Annotated in this window: 17 protein-coding genes; 14 read left to right on the top strand and 3 right to left on the bottom strand. The window is 40.7% G+C overall.

Features of this window, described 5'->3' with window-relative positions:
- The 9 genes from jag (at position 1) to AC04Q4_RS12270 (ending at position 11653) form a co-directional block, all read left to right on the top strand.
- Positions 1–1011 carry an RNA-binding cell elongation regulator Jag/EloR gene (gene jag, locus AC04Q4_RS12310; protein ID WP_476389045.1) on the top strand — a complete coding sequence of 337 codons (1011 nt, stop codon included), beginning with the start codon at positions 1–3 and terminating at the stop codon, positions 1009–1011.
- Positions 1012–1181: 170 nt separating this feature from the next.
- A complete protein-coding gene (locus AC04Q4_RS12305; protein WP_195456370.1) occupies positions 1182–1730 on the top strand; it encodes a hypothetical protein in 549 nt (182 codons plus the stop codon).
- 399 nt (positions 1731–2129) lie between these two features.
- Complete coding sequence (mnmE, locus tag AC04Q4_RS12300; RefSeq protein ID WP_476389044.1) at positions 2130–3506, top strand: tRNA uridine-5-carboxymethylaminomethyl(34) synthesis GTPase MnmE; 1377 nt, start codon at positions 2130–2132, stop codon at positions 3504–3506.
- 100 nt (positions 3507–3606) lie between these two features.
- A complete protein-coding gene (mnmG, locus tag AC04Q4_RS12295; RefSeq protein WP_173738000.1) occupies positions 3607–5493 on the top strand; it encodes a tRNA uridine-5-carboxymethylaminomethyl(34) synthesis enzyme MnmG in 1887 nt (628 codons plus the stop codon).
- Between the two features lie 58 nt (positions 5494–5551).
- Positions 5552–6271 carry a 16S rRNA (guanine(527)-N(7))-methyltransferase RsmG gene (gene rsmG, locus AC04Q4_RS12290; protein WP_119240157.1) on the top strand — a complete coding sequence of 240 codons (720 nt, stop codon included), beginning with the start codon at positions 5552–5554 and terminating at the stop codon, positions 6269–6271.
- 292 nt (positions 6272–6563) lie between these two features.
- The gene (locus tag AC04Q4_RS12285; protein ID WP_119240158.1) at positions 6564–7622 is read left to right on the top strand and encodes an ABC transporter ATP-binding protein; all 1059 of its coding nucleotides are present in this window, start codon (positions 6564–6566) and stop codon (positions 7620–7622) included.
- The gene (locus tag AC04Q4_RS12280) at positions 7619–8482 is read left to right on the top strand and encodes an ABC transporter permease (protein ID WP_173737998.1); all 864 of its coding nucleotides are present in this window, start codon (positions 7619–7621) and stop codon (positions 8480–8482) included. The genes AC04Q4_RS12285 and AC04Q4_RS12280 overlap by 4 nt, the downstream gene beginning before the upstream one ends.
- A gap of 13 nt (positions 8483–8495) precedes the next feature.
- The gene (locus tag AC04Q4_RS12275) at positions 8496–10028 is read left to right on the top strand and encodes a Gldg family protein (protein ID WP_476389043.1); all 1533 of its coding nucleotides are present in this window, start codon (positions 8496–8498) and stop codon (positions 10026–10028) included.
- Positions 10028–11653, top strand: coding sequence for a DUF4340 domain-containing protein (locus AC04Q4_RS12270; RefSeq protein WP_476389042.1), 1626 nt, complete (start codon positions 10028–10030; stop codon positions 11651–11653). Before AC04Q4_RS12275 ends, AC04Q4_RS12270 begins: the two co-directional genes overlap by 1 nt.
- A gap of 157 nt (positions 11654–11810) precedes the next feature.
- Here the strand turns inward: AC04Q4_RS12270 and AC04Q4_RS12265 are convergent, their stop codons facing one another.
- Entirely contained in the window at positions 11811–15560 is a 3750-nt protein-coding gene (locus AC04Q4_RS12265; protein ID WP_476389041.1) for a YhgE/Pip family protein, read from the bottom strand.
- A gap of 447 nt (positions 15561–16007) precedes the next feature.
- Between AC04Q4_RS12265 and AC04Q4_RS12260 the strand changes: the two genes are divergently transcribed.
- A complete protein-coding gene (locus tag AC04Q4_RS12260; protein ID WP_173737994.1) occupies positions 16008–16598 on the top strand; it encodes a TetR-like C-terminal domain-containing protein in 591 nt (196 codons plus the stop codon).
- A 436-nt stretch (positions 16599–17034) separates the two neighbouring features.
- On the opposite strand, the gene AC04Q4_RS12255 is transcribed toward AC04Q4_RS12260, so the two are convergent.
- Positions 17035–17988, bottom strand: a complete 954-nt coding sequence (locus AC04Q4_RS12255; protein WP_173737993.1) for an alpha/beta fold hydrolase — start codon at positions 17986–17988, stop codon at positions 17035–17037.
- Positions 17989–18673: 685 nt separating this feature from the next.
- Positions 18674–19105, bottom strand: coding sequence for an SseB family protein (locus AC04Q4_RS12250; protein WP_173737992.1), 432 nt, complete (start codon positions 19103–19105; stop codon positions 18674–18676).
- Positions 19106–22285: 3180 nt separating this feature from the next.
- Here AC04Q4_RS12250 and AC04Q4_RS12245 point away from each other — a divergent pair.
- Genes AC04Q4_RS12245 through serS form a run of 4 tightly spaced genes read left to right on the top strand, consistent with a single transcriptional unit; the run spans position 22286 to position 25853 of the window.
- Positions 22286–23053 carry a ParA family protein gene (locus tag AC04Q4_RS12245; protein ID WP_173737991.1) on the top strand — a complete coding sequence of 256 codons (768 nt, stop codon included), beginning with the start codon at positions 22286–22288 and terminating at the stop codon, positions 23051–23053.
- Positions 23053–23982, top strand: a complete 930-nt coding sequence (locus AC04Q4_RS12240; protein WP_173737990.1) for a ParB/RepB/Spo0J family partition protein — start codon at positions 23053–23055, stop codon at positions 23980–23982. Before AC04Q4_RS12245 ends, AC04Q4_RS12240 begins: the two co-directional genes overlap by 1 nt.
- A gap of 8 nt (positions 23983–23990) precedes the next feature.
- A complete protein-coding gene (locus tag AC04Q4_RS12235) occupies positions 23991–24512 on the top strand; it encodes a DUF4446 family protein (protein ID WP_173757536.1) in 522 nt (173 codons plus the stop codon).
- Positions 24513–24557: 45 nt separating this feature from the next.
- A complete protein-coding gene (serS, locus tag AC04Q4_RS12230; protein ID WP_119240211.1) occupies positions 24558–25853 on the top strand; it encodes a serine--tRNA ligase in 1296 nt (431 codons plus the stop codon).
- Positions 25854–25876: the final 23 nt, after the last annotated feature.

The following is a 25876-nucleotide window of genomic DNA, read 5'->3' as shown; positions in this document are numbered from 1 at the left end:
ATGGAGGATTACATTCAGTTTTCAGCAAAAACAAAGAATGAAGCTATCACAAAAGCGTGTCTTGAGCTTGGAACTTCCAGTGACCAGCTTGATATTCAGGTTATCAGTGAAGGCAGCTCCGGATTTTTCGGAATCGGCAGCAAACCTGCCGTGATCAAAGTTCGCAGAATCGAGCCAGTTTCTGATATGCAGGAAATCGATGCTCTGGTAGAGTCCGTGAAACTGGATGCTGTTAAGGATGAGAAGGAATTAGACAAGCCGTTTACTCCGAATGTTAAGAAAGAATCTGCACCGAAAGTAGCTCCTGTAAAGGAGAAGAAACCGGTGAAGACAGAAACTGTACAGATGGAGAAAACAGTTGAGAAAGCACCTGCAAAGGCTGCAGCACCGAAGGAAAAACCGGTAAGAGATTTCCAGGGCAAAGCCAAGCCTGTACGTGAGAAACAGCCAAGAGCTCCTAAGGAGCGTCAGCCAAAAGAAACACGTGAAAAGGCACCGAAGCAGGGAAGACCGGTGGAGATCCTTACAGATCCGCAGAAGATCAAAGAGGTTGAGGAGAGAGCAGTTGTATTTCTTCATGATGTATTTGGTTCCATGGATCTTGGAGAAGTGGAGATTACATCCAAATATAACACTGCAGATGGCTCTCTTGATGTAGATTTTGAAGGTGAGGATATGGGTATCCTCATTGGAAAAAGAGGACAGACACTGGATTCTCTTCAGTATCTGACAAGCCTTGTGGTAAACAAAGGAGAGTCTACTTATATCCGAGTAAAACTTGATACAGAAGATTACAGAAGACGCCGTAAAGAAACTCTGGAAAACCTTGCAAGAGGAATTGCTTTCAAGGTGAAGAAAACCAGAAAACCGGTAGTTCTGGAACCGATGAATCCGTACGAGAGAAGAATCATCCACGCATCTCTGCAGGGCAACCGCTATGTAGAGACAGTCAGTGAGGGTGAAGAACCTTACAGACATGTAGTGGTAAAACTGAAAAGAAATAATTACTGATTCAGTGGTAAAAAATATAAGCCGTAATCCGGAGCGAAAGCTCTGTGGATACGGCTTTTTTTACTGATAAACTGCGAAGTGGTTTATCGGTGCAGAGCCAGGTGGCGAATATGGATTGCGAATATCCGCTTGATTAGTGTGCCTGACGGGCACGAGAGAGGCAGGTCATCATTATGAAAATTGAAAAATTTGTAAAGCTTATGACGGGACATTTTGATAATAAAGAGCAATTTACAGAAATGAAAGAAGCCGGGAAAATATTTCCGTATGCACAACATGTAAATACAGTATGCAATGATAAAATAAAAAATATTCCTGAAGATTTTACTGGAATATTTATTGTAGAAGAAAGCTATTATGAGACGGCCGGAAGACGTCACGCATCACCACATCTATTTCTTATTACAGATAATAACGATAAAATTATGCTGTCTTCCTATGAAATTCCGGAAGGAGAAGATAAAAATACGTTTTCTTATAATTCTATGAAGATCGTAGATTATAGTGAACTCAGAAAATCTGTGAAGTTTACACCGGCATTATACCAGGAAAAGGATGGTTTTTGGGAAGGCGGCAGTGTGAGCCAATTTACTCCGGTTGTGACATTCAGACTGTGGGAAAAATTCTCAGATGCGTGTCTGGAGGTATCGGAAAGTATGGAAGTGAATGGAAAGAGAACCTTCGGATATGATGTTCCGATTATTTACAAAAGGGTATAACAGCTATTAAATCTCTTAAAACAGGTGAAAGCTTAATGGGAAATTAAAAATTATCATTGCAATCTCCACAGCAATTCTTTATAATCATTGAAGAGAAATAATAAAAAATATTTCGTTACTGTTTACATTGTTCTCAGTTTTTCTGTGACCTTTGCTTACGAAGAAAGATAGGGAAACATTATCAGTGAACAGTAACGATATTTCTGTATTTCTGCAGCGGACATCCGGAATGCAGAGATCACATTTATAAATATAGAAACTGACAGAAGATGTTATTCTAGGTGAAAGCGTGAATAATACGTGTTTTTTGCGTGTAAAAAGCTTTTCCGGAATAACTTTTTTTGTGCCGGGATTATGGAGCAATCCTGTTGGCAGGAACTTTTGAGAGGAGAGTGAATAATGGAAGAGACAACGATTGCTGCGATTTCCACAGCTATGAGTGCATCGGGAATCGGAATTGTCAGGATCAGCGGGCCGGAAGCTTTTGAGACTGCATCAAAAGTGTACCACTCCAAGGGTGGAAAAAAATCTCTGGAGAATGTCCCAAGCCATACGATTCATTACGGATATATATATGATGGCGAGGAAATGATAGACGAGGTATTGGTCATGGCCATGCGAGGTCCACGGACATATACAGGTGAAGATACAATAGAAATTGACTGTCATGGAGGCGTTCTGGCAATGAAAAAAGTACTGGAGACAGTACTGAAAAATGGTGCCCTAATTGCCGAACCAGGAGAATTTACCAAGCGAGCGTTTCTCAATGGAAGGATCGATCTGTCTCAGGCAGAAGCTGTTATGGATGTAATACAGTCCAAAAACGAGTACTCATTAAAAAATTCTGTAGGCCAATTAAAAGGCTCAGTCCGAAAAACAGTACAGAAAATCAGAGAGAAATTACTGTACCATATTGCGTACATTGAATCGGCATTAGATGACCCGGAACATTATGATCTGACAGGATATTCTGAAGAATTAGAGAAAATCGTGTCAGAAGAAAAAGAAAAAATACAGGGACTCCTGAAGACAGCAGAAGACGGAAAGATTATGCAGGAAGGTATCCGAACAGTGATACTGGGCAAGCCAAATGCAGGAAAGTCATCATTGCTGAATCTGCTTCTGGGAGAAGATAGAGCCATCGTAACAGATATTGCAGGAACCACCAGAGACGTACTGGAAGAGTATATAAACCTGAACGGAATCACATTAAAGATCGCAGACACAGCCGGTATTCGTCAGACAGAAGACATCGTGGAAAAGATCGGCGTATCCAAGGCAAAAGAAATGGCAGCAGATGCAGATCTGATACTTTATGTAGTAGATTCCTCAGTACCATTGGATGAAAACGATGAAGAGATCATAAAAATTTTGCAAGAGAAAAAGACAATTGTCCTCTACAGTAAGACAGATCTTAAATCGGCTATAGATATAGAATATTTAAAAAGTAAAATAGACCAGCCAGTGATACCGATTTCGGCAAAAGAAGAAACCGGAATTACAGACCTGGAAGAAAAAATCCGGGAAATGTTCTTCAGTGGAGAGATCAACTTCAATGATGAAGTTTATATCACAAATGAACGGCATAGGCAGGAGCTTTTAAAAGCTGTGGAAAGTCTTTCTCTGGTAGAAAATAGTATAGAAAGCGGAATGCCCGAAGATTTCTATTCCATAGATCTGACAGATGCCTATGAGAGTTTGGGAAGGATCCTTGGAGAATCACTGGGGGAAGATCTTGTTAATGAGATATTCTCTAAATTTTGTATGGGAAAATAGTGTCCATATAAAAAAATAAGCATCCTGTCAGGGGAAAATAAACTAATCAAATTTATAAAGAAATAAAGAAAAAATAAAAATATATACGAGGAGAAAAAGCATGAAAAATCTGGAACAGTTTTTCGACATCATAGTAGTAGGCGCAGGCCACGCCGGCTGCGAGGCTGCATTAGCAAGTGCCCGTTTGGGTCTGCAAACCGTTATGTTCACAGTCAGCGTAGACAGCATTGCTTTAATGCCTTGCAACCCCAACGTAGGAGGCAGCTCCAAAGGTCATCTTGTCCGTGAGCTGGATGCTCTCGGCGGTGAAATGGGCAAAAATATAGACAAAACATTTATTCAGTCCAAAATGCTCAATCAGTCTAAAGGACCGGCAGTTCATTCTCTCCGTGCACAGGCAGACAAACAGGCCTACAGCACAGAAATGAGAAAAACGCTGGAAAACACAGAGAATTTAACCATTCGCCAGGGCGAAGTAACCGAACTTCTGGCAGAAGACGGACACATCACGGGCGTAAAAACCTTTTCAGGAGCTACTTATCATGCAAAGGCAGTCGTTCTCTGTACAGGAACCTACCTCAAAGCCCGCTGCATCTACGGCGATGTAAGCAACTATACGGGACCAAACGGACTTCAGGCAGCCAATTATCTCACTGATTCCCTGAAAAAACTGGGAATCGAAATGTTCCGTTTCAAAACAGGAACACCGGCCCGAATCGCCGGAAACACCATTGATTATTCCAAGATGGAAGAACAGTTCGGAGACAAAAAGGTAGTTCCGTTCTCCTTCTCAACAGACCCGGAATCCGTACAGATCGAGCAGAAATCCTGCTGGCTGACCTATACAAACGAAAAAACACACGAAATCATCCGTGCAAATCTGGACAGATCCCCGCTGTACTCCGGTATGATTGAAGGAACCGGCCCAAGATACTGTCCGTCCATTGAGGATAAAGTAGTACGTTTTGCAGATAAAAAACGTCATCAGGTATTCATCGAGCCGGAAGGTCTTTACACTAATGAAATGTACATTGGTGGAATGTCAAGTTCCCTTCCGGAAGATGTTCAGTATGAAATGTACCATTCTGTACCAGGACTGGAACATGCCAGGATCGTAAAAAATGCCTATGCTATCGAGTATGACTGCATCAATCCACGCCAGCTCTATCCAACACTGGAGTTCAAAAAGATCAAAGGACTTTTCAGCGGCGGACAGTTTAACGGAAGCTCCGGATACGAAGAAGCAGCCGCTCAGGGCCTTATCGCAGGAATTAATGCAGCAATGGAAGTAAAAGGAAAAGAACAGCTCATTCTGGATCGTTCAGAAGCATATATCGGTGTTCTTATCGATGACCTTGTAACAAAGGAAAATCATGAGCCATACAGAATGATGACAAGCCGTGCAGAGTACCGTCTGCTTCTTCGCCAGGATAATGCAGATCTCCGTCTCCGCAAAAAAGGCTGGGAGGTAGGCCTGATCGACGATGAAACCTATCATAAATTACAGGAAAAAGAGCGTATGATCCGGGAAGAGATCGAGAGGGTAGAACATACAACTGTAGGTGGTTCTGCAGAAGTACAGAGTCTTCTGGAATCTCAGGGAAGCACACTTCTGAAATCCGGAACTACTATTGCAGAACTGATCCGCAGACCTGAGCTTAATTATCATGTACTTGCGCCAATTGATAAAGAAAGGCCGGAACTTCCGGAAGATGTATGCGAGCAGGTAGAAATTAACATCAAGTATGACGGTTACATTCGCCGTCAGATGAAGCAGGTAGAACAGTTCAAAAAACTGGAGCAGAAAAAAATTCCGGAAGATATTGATTATGAAGATGTAGGAAGTCTTCGTATCGAAGCCCGTCAGAAACTGGAATCTTACAGACCGATCTCCATTGGACAGGCATCCCGAATCTCAGGTGTATCCCCTGCTGATATCTCCGTACTTCTTGTATATCTGGAAAGCAGATCAGGACATAAGCATTAAGAACAAAGATATATCTTATCAGAACAACAAAAACATAAAGAAATAGAGAGGAAACTACATGTACAATTTAGAAATCCTGGAAAAAGGCTGTGAAGAACTTGGAATTACTCTAAATGACACACAGAAACACCAGTTTATCCGGTTTTACGAATATCTGATAGAAAAAAATAAAGTCATGAATTTAACCGGAATCACAGAATTTGATGAGGTTCTCGTGAAACATTTCCTGGACAGCCTCTGCTGTGTCAAGGCTGTAGATATGAGCCAGGTAAAAACTGTCATGGACATTGGAACAGGAGCAGGATTCCCGGGTGTTCCATTGAAGATCGCTTTTCCGGAGGTGGAAGCCTGCCTTCTGGATTCCCTGAACAAACGGGTAAAATTCCTGGAGGAAACCTTCGAACTTCTCGGACTTAACGGAATTTCCGCCATCCACGGAAGAGCAGAAGAATATGCCAAAAACAAATCCTACAGAGAAAAATATGATCTCTGCGTATCCAGAGCAGTATCCGGCCTGGCAACCTTATCCGAATACTGTCTCCCATATGTAAAAGTCGGAGGAGTTTTTGTGTCCTATAAATCCGGTTCCGTAAAGGAAGAAGCAGAAGCAGCAGAGAAAGCAATAAAGATTCTCGGCGGAAAGATTCGTGACATCCGGTACTTTGACCTTCCGGGCTCCGAGATCAGCCGCTCTCTGGTAATTATCGAAAAAGTAAAGAATACACCTGGCAAATATCCAAGAAAAGCCGGTACACCGCTCAGAGAGCCACTTGCATGATCGCTGAGTTCAGATGAATATATACAAGTCGAATTTGCTATGCAGTTCTGTACCGAATAACTGCAAGGAATTATTCGGTTAAATTGAAATCTCCTGTCGAACAACAATGAAATTTGTACGACAGGAGATTTTTTTGTCCAGCAGTTTCACAAAATTATCACAAAGTTATCCTACTTTTATCACAAATTACTTTTACACTATACAATGATAGAGATGCCCCTGGATTCCCCCATTCTCTGTTTCATCCAGGGGCATTTTCTATTGAAAAAGATGTTTAAAGGAGGAGAGTAAAGTGATTGAAGTAAGTAATCTGGTCAAAAAGTATGGCGACCATACCGCTGTTGACCACCTTTCCTTTCAAATCGAAAAGGGGAAAATTTACGGATTTCTGGGTCCCAACGGAGCAGGAAAATCAACAACAATGAACATGATCACAGGATACATTGCATCCACAGAAGGAAAAGTAATGATCGATGGTCATGATATTCTGGAAGAACCGGAAGCAGCTAAGAAATGTATCGGCTATCTGCCGGAAATGCCGCCACTCTATTTTGATATGACAGTTCTTGAATATATGAAATTTGCGGCTGATCTGAAAAAAATCCCAAGAAACCAGAAAGAAAAACAGATTAAAGAAGTCATGGATATGGTAAAGATCACAGACATGAAAGACCGTCTGATCAAAAATCTTTCCAAAGGTTATCGTCAGCGAGTAGGTCTTGCACAGGCGATCCTGGGCTATCCTGAAGTTATTATCCTGGATGAGCCGACAGTTGGACTTGACCCGAAACAGATCATTGAGATTCGTGACCTGATCAAGAGTCTGAAGAAAAAACATACCGTTATCTTAAGCTCCCACATTCTTTCCGAGGTTAGAGCCGTATGTGATTACGTCCTCATTATTTCCCATGGAAAACTGGTGGCCAGCGATACACCGGACAATCTGGAACGTCTGGCAGCAGGTTCAAACAGCCTTCTTATGAAAGTAAAAGGCGAAAAAGATACGATCCGCAAAAATCTGGAAACCATTGAAGGTGTTACAGGTGTGGAAATGTCCTGCGACACAGATGAGGAACTGTGGAAAACAAAGGTCTCCATTGAAGAAAATGTGGATATCAGGGAAGAAGTATTCTATGCCATGGCGAAAGCAGACTGTCCGATCTACGAGATGCAGGTTAAGAGAGTATCTCTTGAGGATGTCTTCCTTGAACTCACTGAAGGTGAAAAGAAATCTTCAGCGAGCAAGAAGAAATCTCAATGGAAGCCGATAGAAGACGAACATAAAGACGAAGAAACAAAATCTGAGGAAACGGAGAAAGCTTCAGACGAGAAAGAGGGGGATCAGTCATGACAGCGATTTTTAAAAGAGAACTGAAAAGCTATCTGACCTCCATGGTTGGATATCTCTTTATATTTTTTGTCCTGGTGCTGACGGGAATTTATTTTTCCGCATATCAGCTTTCAGGCGGCTACTCAAAATTTGAATATACGTTAAGTGCACTGACATTTGTGTTCCTGATCGGTGTGCCGATCCTTTCCATGCGTGTACTTGCAGAAGAACGCAAGCAAAAAACAGATCAGCTTCTTCTAACCGCACCGGTATCTGTATGGGATATCGTATTGGGAAAATATTTTGCACTGGTTGCAGTATTTGCAATCCCGGTTGTGATCATGTGTTTTTATCCACTGATCATGAGTAAATTCGGAACAGTTTCCTTTGCTTCAGCATACACCGGAATCCTGGGATTTTTCCTTTTGGGATGCGCCAATCTGGCCATCGGTGTATTTATGTCAGCACTTACAGAAAGCCAGGTAATTGCAGCAGTACTTACGTTTGTATTTCTGTTTGCTTTTTATATGATGAACGGAATTTCTTCATTCTTTTCACAGACATCCATGTCAACAGCAGTTGCATTCGGACTTCTGATCGTGGCTGTTGCGATTATCATTTATACCATGATAAAAAATATTCTGATCTCTGCAGTGATCGGAGCAGCAGGAGAAATTGCCCTTGTTATCGTATACGTTGTGAAATCCAGTATTTTCCAGGGAGGAATCCAGAAAGTGCTGAATGTATTCAATCTGAGCGGACATTATGACAACTTTACAAACGGCGTGTTTGACGTGACAGGAATTGTTTATTTTATTTCTGTTGTTGCGATCTGCCTGTTCCTTACTATGCAGTCCATTCAGAAGAGACGCTGGAACTAGGGGGTGAATGGAAATGAAATTCAGTGATAAATTCAAGAAAAATAAAGGTGAGGCAGCAATAAATGAAGCTGCACAGGAAGAATCTGAAAAGAAAAAACATAAACCAGATCCGAAAAAACTGGTAGGAACCATCAGTAAAAAACATATCAAAAACGGCTCCTACAGCATGGCAATGGCAGCGATCTTTATTGTGATCGTAGTTGTGATCAATATGATCGTAGGTGCGATCCCATCCAAATATTCACAGCTTGATGTAAGCTCATCCAAGCTTTACACTATTGGCGATGAAACAAAAAAAGTGCTGAAGGCACTGGATAAAGATGTTACTATCTACCAGATTGCACAGAGCGGTTCTGAGGATGACACCATTTCAAATCTTCTGAAACGATATAAAGATGAATCTAAACATATCAAAGTTGAAGTAAAAGATCCGGTTGTAAATCCGAAATTTGCTTCGGAATATACAACAGATGATCTTGCAGCAAACAGTCTGATCGTAGTTTGCGGAGACCGGAACAAGGTTATCAGCTATAATGACATGTATTCTACTTCTGTAGATTACAATACCTGGCAGCAGACAACAACAGGTTTTGACGGTGAAGGACAGATTACAAGTGCCATCGGATATGTAACTTCCGAGGATCTTCCGATCATGTACACCTTATCCGGACACGGTGAGAAAGATCTGGATTCCAGCTTCAAGGAAGACATCCAGAAAGCCAACATTGATATCAAAGAGCTGAATCTTCTCACAGAAGGAAAAGTACCGGATGATGCAGACTGCCTGATGATCGTATCCCCGACAAGTGATATTTCCGAAGAGGAAAAAACAGAGATCCTGGATTATCTGGAAGCTGGTGGAAAGGCAATGATCTTCTCTGACTACACACAGGATGATCTGCCGAATTTTGATGCTGTTCTTGCCAGCTATGGCGTTAAACGTGCAGAAGGAATCGTATTTGAGGGTGACAGCCAGCATTACGGAATGCAGATGCCATATTATCTGGTACCGACTGTAAACAGCACAGATGCAAGCTCTGAGACAGCTTCAGCAGGATCTTATGTACTTGCACCGTATGCACAGGGAATCCAGAAAACAGACGATGTAAGAGATACAGTAACTATTGACAGTATCCTGACAACTTCTGACCAGGCTTACTCTAAGACTAACATGCAGAGCAGTCAGATTGAAAAAGAGGACGATGATGTTAATGGACCGTTTGATCTTGGCGTAGCTATCACTGAAAAACTGGATGATGACAAAGAAACACAGATCGTTTATTATTCCACAGCAAACCTGATGGAAAGCCAGGTAAATCAGATGGTATCCGGTGGAAATGAGAAACTTCTTCTGGAGTCTTTAAGCTGGATGACCAGCACAGATGAAAGCAGCTCTGTTTCTATTTCATCCAAGAGTCTGCAGTCTACAAGCCTGACAGTTACTGATTATGATGCGGCATTCTGGAAGATCTGCACCATTGGTCTGATTCCTGGCGTATTCCTTGTTGCAGGATTCCTGATCTGGCTCAGAAGGAGAAAAGCATAATGAAAAAATCGACAAAACTTGTTTCGGCAGTTGTTGTTCTTGCAGTTCTTGGAGGTGTTTACGTAGGATTAAACACCTACGTGACAAAAGAAGAGAGCACAGAGAGCAGCAGTGAAGAGGGAAGCAAAACAGAAGTGTATTCTGCGAAAACGGATGATATCAAATCCCTGGAATTTATCATAGACAAGAAGGATACGGTCTTTGAGAAAAAAGATGACTCCTGGGTAAAAAAAGATGAGACTGCTTTCCCTGTAAATCAGACAACGCTTGATTCCGCAGCCTCCGCTCTGGAAAAGGTGGAGGCAGACAGAGTTCTTGAAAACGTGGATGACCTCACGGAATATGGATTGGATTCTCCGTCCAATTCCGTGACTGTTACAACAGATGACGGAACAACGAAATTCAACATCGGAGATGAAAATACTTCTACGAATCAGTATTACATTGCAAAGGATGATGAAGACAGTACCGTTTATGTGGTAAGTTCAAGTACAGTAACGCCGTTTATGAATTCTCTTTATGACTATGCACAGGGAGAAGATTTCCCAACCATTGATTCTTCTACAGTGAAGAAAGTACAGGTCAGCCAGGATGAAGATTCTTATATCCTTGAGGAAAATTCTGATGGAGCTACCTGGGATGTTTCTACAGATGGCAGCGATAAAGAAACAGCAGATACAACTGCAGCCGGAAATGTAACATCCGGACTTGGAAGCCTGGCATATGATCAGTTTACAGACTACAATGCCGAAGATCTTTCCAGGTATGGCCTCGATAAGCCGTATGCGACCATTACAGTGGATTATCAGGAAGAGGCGGAGAACGACAGCAGTGATGAGTCTGAAAGCGATTCTGAGGCGTCTGAGAGCGTTACAGAGGACAATACAGATTCCGCTGAAGATAATTCCGGTGACAGCATTGACAGTACAGCATCTGATGATAGCAGTTCCGGTGATAGTTCTGAAAGTGAAGATGCTGCGGACAGTTCAGATACTGGAGACTCCACTGAGACAACAACAGTAGATAAACAGCTTGTGATCTGCGTAGGTGACAATGCAGATGATGGCAGCAGGTATGTAACAATAGATAACAAACAGGTTTACACAATGTCTACCGACACATTAAGTGCAATAATTGACAAAAAAGCTTCCGACCTCTGGTCACTGATTGTAAATTATCAGTCAGTAAAAACTCTGGATCAGCTCCAGGTTACTTACGCAGGTGATACACACACTGTAAATGTTTCACGTGAAACATCAACAGACGATGGTGGAAATGAAACAGAGACAACAACCTATAAGCTTGATGGAAATGAGGTTGACAGCACAACATTTACAACTTTCTACAACAAGCTTGTAAACATGGCGGGTCAGAAACGTTTGACTGAAAGCTATACACCGGCTGCAGACGCAGAAATGAAAGTTGTTTTCACAGATACAGATAACAACCAGACAACCGTTACCTTCTACTCATATGACACAAACTATTATGCAGCTGTCGTTGACAACAAAGTATTCCTTGTAAATAAAATGACAGTAAAAGAAATGTTCACAGCATACGAAACTCTGGTAAACGGTAACGCGGAAGCAACGGAAACACCAACCACAACTGCTGAGGCAGAATAAAAGAAATAATAAAAAAGCATTACCGATGGAAACGATAATACGTACTGTTGGTAGTGCTTTTTTATGGATAAAAAACCTGTACAGTGGCTTTCACCACCATACAGGTTTTGTTATATCTAACAGAAGGTTCGGGGGAGCTTCTGTCAGTTACATGTTATTAAGCAAGACCTCTTTCTTCAAGCCAGTCGAAAAGAACAACTTTGTTTTCTTTCTTTCTCTTGGCCATGTGATTGAACTGGAGGATTGTCAGGATCGTGAAGATCACAAACAGTACAGCCAGAACAACAACGGAAGTGGTAATGCTTCTGCCACCGCTGATCGTTGCACGGAATGCATCAACAGTGTAAGTGAATGGCAGGTATGCGTGGATCTTGGAAACAAATTCGGGAGAAATCTCAACCGGATAAGTTCCGGCAGAACCAGCAAGCTGAACTACCATGAATACCAGCATCAGGAAACTTCCTACCTTGCCAAATGTAATGTTGAAGAAGTACATCATAGATGTAAATGTCATTGCTGCCAGGCAGGCGAAGAGAATTGTATTTCCCATCTCAGCCGGCGTAAATCCGTTAAACTGATGTAACAGAAGGATCAGACAAATTGCCTGAAGGATTGCAACCGGATAAAGTACGGAGGCTTTGCTTGCCCACCATGCAAAACCGGATTTCAGCTTACCTTTATACTGAGCCAGAGGATACATCAGGCAGAATGCCAGAGCACCAACCCAAAGACCTACAGACATCATATAAGGAGCCATTGCGTGTCCGTTGTTCGGAACATCAGTAAGTTTTGTTTCATCGCTTACAACCGGAGTTGCAAACATCTTAATTGTGTCAGAGCTTGCAGTATTGTCTTTTACTGTCTGAGCTCCATCACTAAGACTTGTTGATAATGTTTCAGAACCATCCTGAAGTTCTTTCATGCCGTTTCCAAGTTTCTTGGAACCATCATAGAGCTGTGAAGAACCGCTCTGGATCTGAGAAGCACCATCTGCCAGTTTCTTGGCACCATCGTTCAGAGTGGTGTTGTTGCTTACAAGCTTTTCTGTACCACTGAGAAGAGTAGAGGTACCGTTTGCTAATGTCTTAGTTCCGTTTGCAAGAGTAGTAGCACCACTCGCAAGAGATTTAGCTCCGGAAGAGAGCTGGCTGGTACCACTTGTAAGAGCGGAGCTGTTTGATGCAAGTTTTGCAACACCATCAGTGTATGTTGTGATTCCTGCTGTCAGTGAGCTGGAACCGTTTGCTAATGCCTTAGTACCATTTGCAAGAGTAGTAGCACCACTTGCAAGAGATTTAGCTCCAGAAGAGAGCTGGCTGGTACCGTTTGTAAGAGCGGAGCTGTTTGCAGCAAGTGTTGCAATACCGTCGGTATATGTTTTGATTCCGTCTGTCAGTGTTTCAGTACCTTCTGCCAGCTGGCTTGCACCAGATTTAACCTGCGGAAGTGCACCGGAGATCTGTTTACCGGCTGTTTTCAGGCTCTTAGCACCTGAAGTAAGTTTCTCATCGTTAGCAGTTAATGTATCAAATCCTGTATTCAGTGCCTTGATTCCGGCTGCTGCCTGCGGGAAAGAAGCTGTATTTGTTTCCAGAGTCTGCAGACCGGCAGAAACCTGTTTTGTTCCGTTGTTTACTGCTTTAGCACCTTCATAAAGCTGATTTACACCAGTAGAAAGCTGTGTGAGCAGATCAGAAGGAACATCTGGAATCTGGCTTGAACCTGCGTTCATTTTTTCAGCACCTGCGTTCATCGCGGTTGCACCATCTGTCATGGACTTAGCACCGGCGGAAAGTGTATCAGCACCTGTATTCAGGTTCTTAGCACCTTCAGTCAGACCAGCGGAAATTTGTCCAAGACCAGCGGAAATTTTGTTCAGTCCATCAGTTGCTGCAGTAATTTCGGAAACTTTGCTGTTAAGTGTGGCCTGTGTATCAGAAAGGCTCTGATTTACACCAGCTGCAACCTGTGAAACCTGATCAGAATAACTGCTCATGTATGTACCATCTACAGCAGTCATTCCACCGGCAGCACCGTTCAGTGTGTTGATAACATCATTCAGGCTTTCTGCAGAAATTGTTCCATCTTCAGATGCGCTCTGCTGAATAGCCTGAAGAGCAGCTGCGGCATTGGTCATAGTGCTCTGTGCTGTAGCGATCTTTGTGTTGGCATCTGTAAGTCTTTCACCAGTAGTTTCACCGTATCCGGAAAGAATCGTACTGATCTGCTGGCTTACAGTTGAGAACTGATCGCCGACCTGCTGTACAGCAGCAGGAAGCTCAGTGGAAAGACCATTGCTTACCTGAGTCATGATACCGGCAGCCTGATCAATGTAATTGCTTGCGCCAGGTGTATCTGCAGTGCCGGAGATGGTTGTGGCCGCTTTGTTGATACCTTCAGCTGCACTGTTGATACCGGCAGCGGCATTTGTCATTCCGGTAGCTGCACTTGTCATTCCGTCAGAAGCGTCTGTCATACCTTTTTTGGCTGTTGAAAGACCAGCAGCCAGTTTCTTGATAGATTCTTCTGTAGTGCTGTCTTTTAAAGAAGAAACTGTATTGTTCAGTGTTTTCAGTCCATCCTCAAGCTGCTGAGTTCCATCTACAAGAGAAGTGGATTTATCAGAGCCGTTTGTAACTGCCTGATTCAGCTGGGAAATACCGTTGGAAACATCTCCAAGTTTCCCCAGTCCGGAGAGCTGTTTTGCGCCAGCTGCTAACTGCTCAGCACCTTTTACATAAGCTGCTGTTCCATCAGCAAGAGAGTCGGCACCACTTACATACTGGGTCGCTCCGTCGGAAAGATTATTAATACCTTCACTTAATGCCTTAGCACCGGATTCCAGACTGCTTGCACCGGATTTCAGTGCATCAGAGTTCTCATTGAGCTGATCCACACCTGCAGTATACTGCTGGATACCTTTGTCCAGAGTATCAATACCGGATGTTAGCTCCGGAACTTTTGAAGTGAGAGTGGAAACGCCGTTGTTAAGCTGTTTAGCACCGGATTCCAGGCTGCCTGCACCGGATTTCAGTGTATCAGAGTTCTCATTAAGCTGATCCACGCCTGCGGTATATTGCTGAACGCCTTCATCCAGAGAATTGATGCCAGATGTCAGCTCCGGAACTTTTGCAGTAAGAGTAGAAACACCACTGTCAAGCTGTTTAGCACCGTCATCAAGAGATTTGGCACCGTCATTTACCTGCGCAACACCATCGGTATATGTCTTAAGACCTTCGGTGAGGCTTTCAGCACCACTTACAAAAGTAAGAGTACTGGAGGAAAGTTTCTTCAGGTTTTTGGTGATTGTTTTGTTTCCGTCAGCGGCTGAATCAAGTCCATCTTTGATCTTTCCGGATCCGTCAGCAGCTTCCTGCATTCCGTCTCCGGCTTCTGTAATAGAATCAAAAACGGTTTCAGTATAGGTTTCAGTAACCTGAGCTGCGATGCTATCGCGAAGTTTCAGGATTGCTGTTTCACTGAGCTTGGAAGCAATATAGTTGGTTCCGGGGTTGGTCTGATAGGCTAATTCCATCTGCTTTGGATTTTTGTCCATTACAGTAGCTGCATTTGCGGAAAAATCCTTAGGAATGGTGATAACCATGTAATAGGTTCCATTTGCCAGTCCATCCTCTGCTGTCTTGCTGTCTACAATGTTGAATGCCATTGAGTCGTTGTCTTTCAGCTCATCCGCCATATCCTTACCTATACTTAGCGTCTTGCCATTGTATTCAACTGGTTTGTCTTCGTTTACCACGGCCACCGGCAGGTTATCCACGCTTCCGTAAGGATCCCACATGGATTTCAGAAACAGGCCTGCATAGATGATCGGGATAACGATAATGGCGATTACTACGACAAGCATAAGCTTATTACGAAGTAAGCTCTTCCATTCGTTCTTGATCATAATACCTATCCCTTTCTTTATTAAGTTTTATATATAAAGATTAGTTGACTAATCAAACCTTGTTCCAGTAATGGGTGTGGAATCTATTAATCATTTTAGATTTGTTTAATAGCTTTTAAATCCATTATCAAACAAAGTGTTGATTTTCTTTACGTGATGTATTATACTAAACACATACCACAGATACAACCATTAAATATTTGCAGTATGTACATTAATAGACAAGAAATGTGAGAAATGTCTATGAAATATAAACTGTATTATAAATAAAAAAAGGGTTTTGATTTTATTTTTAAGTGCAGATGACAAGGAAGATAATCAGGCAGAGGAAGTGTTAATCTGCTTGTTTCTGCCTGTTAGAAACTATTTTATGTCATGTGAGAATTCTTTGTAATATTTTTTATATTCTGATGGCATAAATCATTTTAATGATTGGGGGAAATTGAAATGGCGGAAAAAGTTGATAGAAGAGTACGAAAAACTAAGGCACAGCTTCGTGCAGGTCTGGCTCGGTTAATGCAGAAAAAGAGTATTAAAGAAATCACGGTGAAAGAACTGGTAGAGGAGGTTGATATCAACCGCTCAACATTTTATCTTCATTATACCGATATTTATCAGATGCTGGAATCTATAGAGGGAGAACTGATGGATGAGGTTTCACATTTAGTTGATGATTATCCATTAGATCCTATTAATAATAAAGAGAGTTCTTACCCGTTTATCGAGCAGATTTTTACGATCCTGGATAATAATAAGGATATTTGTATTGCATTGCTTGGAAAAAATGGTGATATGGCGTTTGTTAGTAGAATTGAGAAGTTAATCGCTGAAACAGTGCTGCATCGTCTGTCCAGCAGAATGCCTAAGGATAACAGAGATATTGAGTATGCCTATGCCTTCTGTCTTAATGGATGCGTAGGAATGATTAAAACCTGGTTGTCCTCTGATAACCAGGAGTCCACACAGCATATGGCAGAACTGACACATAAATTGATCGATAACACTACGCATATGTATTTGGAACAGGCACTGAAATGAATTACGAATACCTGTTGGATGAAATGTTTCACGTGAAACAAAGAATGATAGAGTTTGTCTCAAAGTATTTTATATTTCATAGCTGAGATATAAATATAAAGATATCAAGACAGAACAGAAGAATATGTAAGCTAGGAAAAGCAGACATTCAATGCAAAAAAAATGAGTGTCTGCTTTTTTAAATAAATGAAGTTTTAATAAAGTCTAGCAAGAATTCTCTCCTGCTTCTTCAGGTAGTGAGATGAATTGCGAATCTGAGCATATCTGCTCAAGATAATTTCTGCATTTGCTAAGTAGTTCTATACTGAATTGAATAACTGATTTACAGCTTATCAGGAGGAGTACAGGAAAGCGAAAGTCCTCACTCGCTGCTTATTATTTTGGTGATTGAGACAGTGGGTGGGGACTTCCTGAATTTTGTTAAAAGAGCTATGTTTTACATGAAAATGGATACTTGCTCTAGGAAAAGTTCCGGATTTTCAAGGTGAGGAAGGTGCTTTGCTTCGGGAATTGCTGCAACTTCGATAGAAGAATTCAATTTCTGATATTCTTCGGATATCAGAGCATAACAGCTTTCTTTTTCACCGGAAACAATATAGATGCAGGCATCAGAGGAAGCAACTGCATTGTTAATACTGATATTAAGGTATTTTCCAATATAGCTGGAATACAGATATTTGGCACTGGAACCACCCTTGTGAGCTGCTTCGTAATAAGTATCTACAAGAGTATCTGTCACGTGGAACGGATTATAAAACATTTTCTCCATAAATAAACTGCTGATAGATTCTCGTGCGGATACCATATGATAGATCAGTGTTCCGAAAATTGGAAGTTCAATAATATGTTTAAATAACTTGTTATCTTCGCAAGGGGCCTGTTTTAGTGAACTGAGACTTGGTGGATTTACAAGCATGATCTTGCGGAAGTAATCGGAATTATTTCGGTATGCCATAATTGCAAAAGAACCGGAAAAGCCACTGGCAATTATATCAGTTTCTTCTTTAATAACATTCTTGGCAAAATCACAGAGCAGCTGCGCAAATACAAAATTGGTATAAGTAATATCTGGCTTTTCAGAACGTCCGCAGCCTAAGAGGTCAATAGTATAAACAGTATGCTCTGTTGCCAGCTGTTTTTCTACAGCGTTCCATTCATAACCAGATGCACCTGGCATAATATCATGAATAAGGAGAAGTGGGGAGCCCTGTCCTTGTTTGGTGTAATGAATTCTTCCAAAACGCCATTCATATGTCTTGCTGTGTAGCTGTTCCAGCATATCTTTAAGCTGGGATGTGGCATCTATGAAACGGTTGGCAATATGAATAACTCCTGCAGCTGTGCCTAATAAAGCAGCAAGGGTGAGTAATCTGTGTCCATTTTTTTTCATTGAAAACCTCCTGAAATCGTAACAAAATTTCTGAATATTCTAGGCTTTATTATACGCTATTAGATTAAAATTTACAATGTTTTTGTAAGCGCGGAACAGCTATGAATAGTGGCTGTGTTACTGTGCGTCTCGAAGAGTGTTACTGAGAACGGAACAAACAGTAATGTGGTCTGGTATGAGGTACTTTTTTGAATCGAAGGTGGAGAAAAATGAGAATTAATCGATCCAGGGAGCTCATTACTATAATTGCAAATATAATAAGCAGTAGTGGAGGGATTTGCAAATCAAACACTATTTTATATGCTGTGTGTAAAAAGAGTATGGTACATTGTGATGTGCGTGTTACTGACTAATGAGAAAACAGTAATATGCTGGTTGAAAAAGCGAATAAACAGCGAATAAACAGATAGTTAACAGATATGTTTCACGTGAAACAAAGTTAAGCGGATAAAATCATCCGCAGTTGCTACACTGTTCTACACAGGATAACTGCTTCGTAGTTTATCGGGAGGAGTACAAGATTCTCCTGATACAAGCAAGTTGCTACTCATTGTTTATTTTTCGTAATTGAAGCAGTGACTTCTCTGATTCGGTAAAAATACAGTAACAGTTTGTATAAGGACAAGAACAGTTATTACGTTTTTGTGCTGTTGTGCCATTATATTTCACGTGAAACATGGGAATATTACACAGGATTTCCAAGGATAATATTGATTAAGGATTTGTTTAACATGATGGTGCGGTTCCATGGATTGATAATAACACCTTCAATAGATGGTTCCTGTAATGCAGTGAGAAAAATCTTGTCAATTTCGGCAGTAAAAGTAGACATGATCTTGTCACTACCTTTGAGCTCTTCGTCAAAGCTGGTGAATGCAGCCAACCATTGTTTACCATCGTTAGTCCGGATAGTCTGAAGATTGATCTTGCCATCACCTTTGGGAGGCTCTACAGCAATAATCAGTTGTTTATTTTCCTTCATACTGCGACGGATTATAGTAAGAACGTGAGCAAGCATTTCCTCAGTGGTTTCCTGCTGAAGTGCAGCAATAGCAGTTTCAATTTTTTCATTTCCCTGAAGAGATTCATTTGTAAGGTCTTTATTATTTGGATTCATGTATGAAAATTCCTTTCAAATTAAGTGTATAAGTTTAAGTGTGTTAGTTTAACTAAATCAGGAAAGTCCCCTGTGAGAGGCTAAAAGTAATAAACGGTGAGAGGAAGCTTGTCTGTATCAGGAAGAACTGTGTGACGAATACGGATAATTTTATCAGTTTAACACTGTATAAATTAATTATAGAAGTTATATGAATGATATAAGCTCTTCTATATGTTTTTATATGGTGCATATGTACATATTGTACTAAAACACTAGCGCGGCGGACAGATCTAAGCACGTGAAACGACGGATTTTTCCTGAAATTCTATTTTTTCTTAAATAAAAGCAGCAGTTTATATATATGTTTTATTGTTGAATCATCAAAAGACAACCTAAAACAATACAAGAAAACTGCTATGCTTATGTTATCATGGATTTTTTAACTCAACAACCGCATATTTCAATTTTATATATTTTTTTATCGTTTTCCGTCTGCAAATGGTTTTGATTTCATTTTATAGCAATTCCAGGAATTAATGTATCGAAAGAAAGTTGGGAAGGCATAAAGTGCAAGAAAAATGACTACAGACAAACGTATGTTTGTATAAAATGTCTAACGCAGCGATTCATGTTCTACATAGCTGAATTTGATGTAGTAATTTCCTGAAACACTATAATATGTCATTCGATTTCGGGAGGTTCCATTATGGACGATTATTTAAAATAATAACGTGAGACGATCTTTTTCCGCGATCTTACTGACTATATTATTACGGATTATTCTGCTGATATTTTAGTTTCCATGAAAATGAACCAGGATGGAATGCCGCTTTATCTGCCGTACTTTCCGGCATGCATTTATTACTTATCATTACAAGGACGGAACGGATCAGATATGATTATTTTAAAAGTCTTTATGAGACATAAAAACATCAATTCCACTGCAATCTATGTTCACCTTTCTTGGGGGCTTTTTCTTCTATTTCAAGCTCCAGCTTGAAAAGATAAGAGGGATTCTGGATGAATAACTGAATAACCGAAAGATCAGAAGCGTCCGAGAAAACTTCTATCAGGATTTACTGAACCGGACTCCTCTCCCTCTTTTGTACAGCAGAAAATTTCCCGGGCTATCCTGAATTGCAAATCCGGAAAGCTGGATATCATCAGAAACACCTTCAACTCGTTTCTGCTTATAACAATTTCGCCAGATGAAAAGAATACTTACCCCATGTACATCCCGGATATCAGTCCATGGCTTGGTGTTAAATCAAGAAATGTAAGCAGCCAAATGTTGTTTGCAGCATAGTGGATAACTATTAGCTGGAAACCCCTGAAAGTTTTTTATCATTCAAGATTCGAATTATTTGCGAAATAACTGTGTTGACACAGAAAAATCTGTAATCCGCGTAAGCAGATGGCAGGGCTCGCAGAAAATCATTGACCTGTAGGTAAGGAGCAATCTCAATCCACGTAGTAGAGAGGATAAAGTAGAGGGCTAATATGTCTGAAGACATTTCATGTGGGTTAGGTGAAAACTAATAAGTTTGTAGTGATTTTTTCTAAATTTGCCTTGTGACAAGAGTTATTACATATCAGTTATTCGGTTATGAGCAAGTGATAAGTGTGGAAGATTTTATCTGCCTGACAAAGTACAATATATAGTACTTTTGTTGAAATGTATATCAGATCAAACATAAATAAGCGCGAAATAAGGATTACGAATACATGAGTGAACATGACGAAAGAGAAAATACATAAGTTTGAAAACAATAAAATAAATTAATCAAAAAAATATAAAGTACTATTTATAGTACTGAATATAAGAAAAGTACAATATACAGTACCTTTATAGAAAAAGACAAAAATGGCTTAAATACAATAATGTGCACATGCACGCAAAAGCGAAATGCGCGAAACACCGGAATATAGCACATATCAATGCAAAACGGCAGGTAAATACCCATTTGTGAGAAAAACATGTGAAAAACGGGCCTGAAAATACACACAACAGAATTCTGATTTCGCTCCAAATAGTTTAAAACAGTCTCTGAGAATATAAATATACGCTGAAACGGATAGTTTTATGCCAAACTAAAACATTACGCAGCACTTTTTATATGTTTTGCATACGCTGGAATAGCTGATTTTGCGCCAAGAGCTGACTTTTTTACAGAGAAAACAGTGATTTGCGTATTGCGATCAGCTTAGCTGAAGAAAAGCCGACTATCGAACATGGTGAAAAGGCCTGATTATATAAAATAATCCCTGGAATGGGATGGAATATGCCTTTTAAACACAAATTACGAGATGATTACATCAGGGAGTCTGTAAGAAAACAGAATACAGGAATATGTTTTGCTAGAACTTAAGCATATATATCTAATCTAATATTACAAAATGAAACCGGGACAGAGAGAAGGGGAGTTCACTGTAAATTGAAAAAAGAATGATATACACATAAAAATGGTTGTAAAATAAGGAAAAATAGCACGATATAGTTTCCAAATATTATATATATTTACAAAAAACGTCAATCCTCTCACTTTTCGATATAACCTAAAAAATGAGAGTTTCCATTTACTATATCTACTGTTTTTGCCGTATTATAAGGAATCTGACAAATTTTTATAGAAAAATAATCTTTACGGAATATGTTTTCCATTGTTTATTGCTTTTCGCAATTGCAGTAGGGGATTTTCCTGATTTGGCTAAGAATAGAGAGAATGTTATGAATAGCTGTTAAGGAATATTTATAGCACTTCCAGAAATTACTGCATCTACTGCCGCAAGTTCAGCTGCGTAGATCATAAATTGCTGCGTTAGATATTTTCGATGTCCGTTTGTATGTCTGAGAATATCTTTCTTGCACTTCATGGCCTGTCTAACTTCTTTTCGAGGCATTAATCAAAAAATGCTATAGCACGTTAATTTGAAAAACTAAATGTTTTTACTGAATACGGATAATTTTATCTATTTGCTTCCAATTAATAAATCCTTTGTAGGGGAGTAAAAAGTACTAAGCAATACCTGACGTTTAAGCTTCCTGAACTTTGGGTATACTACACAATAAATAAAATAATTCAAAACCCATTTTCTATTGTTTCACGTGAAACATTATGTGGCGGTTTAAAAATAAAAGTGTTATAATGGTATCCAATGAGTAAAAATCCCTTAAAAAACAACAAAAGGAGGGGTAAAATGGGACGAATCATTGCAGTTGCCAATCAGAAAGGCGGGGTTGGAAAATCAACAACGGCAATCAATCTCTCGGCCTGTCTTGCTGAGAAAGGGAAAAAGGTTCTTGCGATTGACATAGATCCGCAGGGAAACACAACAAGTGGACTTGGCGCAGACAAGAATGCAGTGGAAAATACCCTTTACGAGCTGCTGCTTGGAGAAGCGGAGACCAAAGATACCATTATAAAAAACGTAGTAGATAATGTAGATCTGATACCATCGAATATGAATCTTTCCGGTGCAGAAATCGAACTGGTAGATCTTGAAGATAAAGAGTACATTTTGAAAAAGATCACAGACAAACTTCGCAGGAAATATGATTACATAATCATGGATTGTCCGCCCTCACTGAGCATGCTGACGATCAATGCTCTGACAGCAGCAACATCCGTACTGGTTCCGATTCAGTGTGAATATTATGCACTGGAAGGTTTGTCACAGCTGATACATACAATCGAACTGGTAAGAGACCGATTGAATAAACGGTTGAAGATCGAAGGTGTAGTCTTTACCATGTATGATGCCAGAACAAATCTGTCACTTCAGGTCGTAGAGAATGTAAAAGAAAACCTGGATCAGAATATATACAAAACGATCATTCCGAGAAATGTTCGTCTTGCAGAAGCACCTAGTTATGGAAAACCTATTAATCTGTATGACTCAAGATCAACAGGAGCTGAGAGCTATCGTCTCCTGGCAGAAGAAGTTATTAACAGGGAGGGTGAATAATGGCTGCAAGAAGAACAGGAGGTCTTGGTAAAGGTCTGGATGCACTGATTCCTAATAAAGTCGGTGGAGCGGCAAATGAAACATCAAAAAAGACAAGATCTGCAGTAAAAAAAGACAAAACGGTATCGGAGAAGAAACCGGCTGCAGAACGTCTTGTGAAAATTTCCAGTGTAGAACCGAATCTGAAACAGCCACGAAGACATTTTGATGAGGATGCTTTGCTGGAACTTTCTGAATCGATCAAACAGTATGGAGTACTTCAGCCACTGCTTGTATCAGATAAGAAAGATTACTTTGAGATCATAGCAGGTGAACGTCGCTGGAGAGCTGCCAAGATGGCAGGACTTAAAGAAGTTCCTGTTGTGGTAAAAGAGTTCACGGAGCAGGAAATTGTAGAAATCTCTTTGATTGAGAATATTCAGCGGGAAGATCTGAACCCCATAGAGGAAGCAATGGCTTATAAGCGTCTGATGGAAGAGTTTCACCTGAAACAGGATGAAATTGCAGAGCGTGTAGCCAAAAGCAGAACGGCAGTTACCAACTCCATGAGACTTCTGAAACTTACAGTTAAAGTTCAGGAAATGGTCATTGCAGATATGATTTCAGCGGGGCATGCCAGAGCACTGCTTGGTATTTCGGATGAAAGTCTTCAGGAAAATACAGCTATGAAGGTTTTTGACGAAAAACTCAGTGTCCGTGAGACAGAAAAACTTGTAAAAAACCTGGTTTCTCCTGCGAAAAAAGCAAAAACAGAGAGAAATACAGCGGAAGATGCCATCTATGAAAGCTTGGAAGAAAAAATGAAAGGTATTATGGGAACAAAGGTATCTATTCAGCGGAAGAAAAACAATAAAGGAAAAATCGAAATTGAATATTATTCCAGAGATGAACTGGAGAGGATCATTGATCTGTTCGAGTCTATTAAATAGGAGGCAGAATGAGCGGGATTTTTGAAAGTATGGGAATTGATTCAGGGATTGTGATCATTATTTTGCTGATCCTCACCATTATTCTTCTGATCAATGTGGTGAGCAGCAATATGCGTCTGAGCCGTCTGGAACGGAAGTACAAGCTGTTTATGAGAGGTGGAGATGCACAGTCGCTGGAAAAAGTTTTTGTAAGAAAATTTGCACAGATCGACCGGCTGTATGAGGCAAAGGAAGATCATGATCATGACATCAGCTTTATTAAAAAAAATCTGAATGTAATGTTCAGTAAATACGGTATTGAGAAGTATGATGCTTTTGATGATGTAGGAGGAAAACTCAGTTTTGCGCTGGCTCTTCTTGATAAGAACAACACAGGACTGATCCTGAATGCGGTTCACAGCCGTGACAACTGTTTCCTTTATTTAAAGGAAATCGTAAAGGGAGAATCTTACGTTGTACTTAGTCAGGAAGAAGTTGAGGCACTGAGAAAGGCAGTAAACTTCGGACTTGGCGAGATCGAGAAGGAATAATTAAATTTATAAAAATAAGAATATTTTTAATACAGGAGGAATATCATGTTAGACATTAAGTTTGTGAGAGAGAATCCGGAGGTTGTAAAACAGAACATCCGCAATAAGTTCCAGGACAGTAAACTGGAGCTGGTTGACAAGGTTCTCGAACTTGATAAAGAGAACAGAGAAATCAAACAGGAGGTTGAGGCTCTCCGTGCAGAGAGAAACAAGATCTCCAAACAGATCGGTGCTCTTATGGGTCAGGGAAAAAGAGAAGAGGCTGAAGAGGTTAAGAAACAGGTTGCTGCATCCGGAACCCGCATCGAGGAGCTTTCCCAGAGAGAAAAAGAGGTTGAGGAAGAGCTTCTGAAGGATATGATGGTTATCCCGAACATCATTGATCCTTCTGTACCGATTGGTAAAGATGACAGTCAGAACGTAGAGATCGAGAAATTCGGTGAGCCGGTTGTTCCGGATTTCGAAGTTCCGTATCACACAGATATCATGGAGAATTTTGACGGAATCGATCTTGACAGCGCAAGACGTGTTGCAGGTAATGGATTCTATTATCTGATGGGAGACATTGCACGTCTTCATTCAGCAGTAATTTCCTACGCAAGAGATTTCATGATCAACCGTGGATTTACTTACTGCGTACCGCCTTTCATGATCAGAAGCAACGTTGTTACAGGCGTTATGAGCTTTGCTGAGATGGACGCTATGATGTACAAGATCGAGGGTGAGGATCTTTACCTGATCGGTACAAGTGAGCATTCCATGATTGGAAAATTCATCGATCAGATCATTCCGGAGGAGGAGCTTCCGAAAACACTTACAAGCTATTCTCCATGCTTCCGTAAAGAGAAGGGAGCTCACGGACTTGAGGAGAGAGGTGTTTATCGTATCCATCAGTTCGAGAAACAGGAGATGATCGTTGTCTGCAAGCCGGAGGAGAGCAAAATGTGGTTTGACAAACTGTGGCAGAACACAGTAGACCTGTTCCGTTCTCTTGACATTCCGGTTCGTACACTCGAGTGCTGCTCCGGTGATCTTGCTGATCTTAAAGTAAAATCTCTCGATGTTGAGGCATGGTCCCCACGTCAGAAGAAATACTTTGAGGTAGGAAGCTGCTCTAACCTTGGTGATGCACAGGCTCGTCGTCTTAAGATCCGTGTAAATGGCAAAGATGGTAAGAAATATCTTGCACATACATTAAACAATACAGTAGTAGCACCTCCGAGAATGCTTATTGCTTTCCTGGAGAATAACCTGAATGCAGACGGTTCTGTAAGCATTCCGAAAGCTCTGCAGCCATACATGGGCGGTATGACCAAGATTGAGAAAAAGACACGCGCGTAAGAAAGATGCAGGCTTTTTCAGGG

This window comes from Blautia sp. HA8986 (assembly GCF_056504635.1).
The sequence above is the reverse complement of the archived record's forward strand: the minus strand, read 5'-3'. Positions and strand labels throughout refer to the sequence as shown.